Consider the following 1,086-nt stretch of genomic DNA (forward strand, 5'->3'; position numbering starts at 1 on the left):
GAAGCGAGGTGATCGTGGTATCGTCGTCCATGGCGTATCGCTCCTTCGGGAGGTTCTGGCAGGCTTCAGCACCCGCCACGATACGCCGCCTTCTCAGGCTCCATCACCCATTTCCCGGCATAGCTCTGGATGAAGCATTCGTGGGCGGGGCGCCGAAGTATCGGAAGGGCGTCAAGAACAAGCGCGGGAGAGGAACGAAGAAGCAGATCGTTCTGGTTGCCGCGACGCGCACGGGCCAAGCCCGCGCAGCACGCGTTCCCTCTGGGCGCGCCGTGGATATCCGTCCGGTGCTGGATCGTTGGACAGACCCTTCCTCCACGACGCTGATGTCAGATCGAGGGTCGACTTTCCGCGCGATCGGTCGCGGCTACCAAGCGCACCACGCCGTCAAGCACAGCGCGAAGCAGTTTGTGAACACGGCGACGGATGCGCACATCAATACGGTCGAGGCCTTCTCCGGCTATGTCGAACGCGCGCGGGTCGGGGTCTGGCATCGGCTGACAGGTGCGCACGTCCAGCGCTACCTGAATGAACTCTGCTGGCGATGGAACCGCAGGCAGTCGAGCACCCGGATCGCGGCGAACGGGGGAAGGCATATCGTCTGGAAACCCCTGCCCCTGATGGACCTGATGCGGGAACTCCTGGCCAATGCGACCGGACGCCAGATCCGGCGATCATCGAATTATGGCTTTCGTGTGGTCTGAGGAGTGATGCTTCTTTTGGGGGATAACGGCGAATCCCTTCAAGAAAGGGATTTGCAAGAGCCTTAGCGAAGGCTCTTGCCGCCAGCGTCGCCGTAGACGGCCGCACGGGCGATGCGCTCGGCGTCCCCCTTGTGGAGATCGAGGTCGAGCGCCACGTCGAGTGGCATCGCGCGCAACTCCTGCACCGTGCGGGCATAGCGGGCGCGGCGGTCGGCAATCTCGCGGATGCGGGTGATCAGATCGGTCATGTCGTCAGTCCTGAGCTATGCCGGGAAATGGGTGATGGGGCCTGCGAAGGCGGCGTATCGTGGCCGGTGATGAAGCCTGCCAGAACCTCCCGAAGGAGCGATACGCCATGGACGACGATACCACGATCACCCCG

The 1,086-nt window shown here is 63.2% G+C and carries 2 protein-coding genes; one reads left to right on the forward strand and one right to left on the reverse strand.

The features are described from left to right. Positions 1-704, forward strand: a 704-nt coding sequence (locus DLJ49_RS21280) for an IS1595 family transposase (RefSeq protein ID WP_115395491.1), incomplete at its 5' end; no start/stop codon positions are given. Between the two features lie 62 nt (positions 705-766). On the opposite strand, the gene DLJ49_RS21285 is transcribed toward DLJ49_RS21280, so the two are convergent. Beyond that, the gene (locus DLJ49_RS21285) at positions 767-952 is read right to left on the reverse strand and encodes a hypothetical protein (RefSeq protein ID WP_115395492.1); all 186 of its coding nucleotides are present in this window, start codon (positions 950-952) and stop codon (positions 767-769) included. Positions 953-1,086: the final 134 nt, after the last annotated feature.

Source organism: Rhodovulum sp. 12E13 (genome assembly GCF_003340565.1).
GTDB lineage: Bacteria > Pseudomonadota > Alphaproteobacteria > Rhodobacterales > Rhodobacteraceae > HLUCCA09.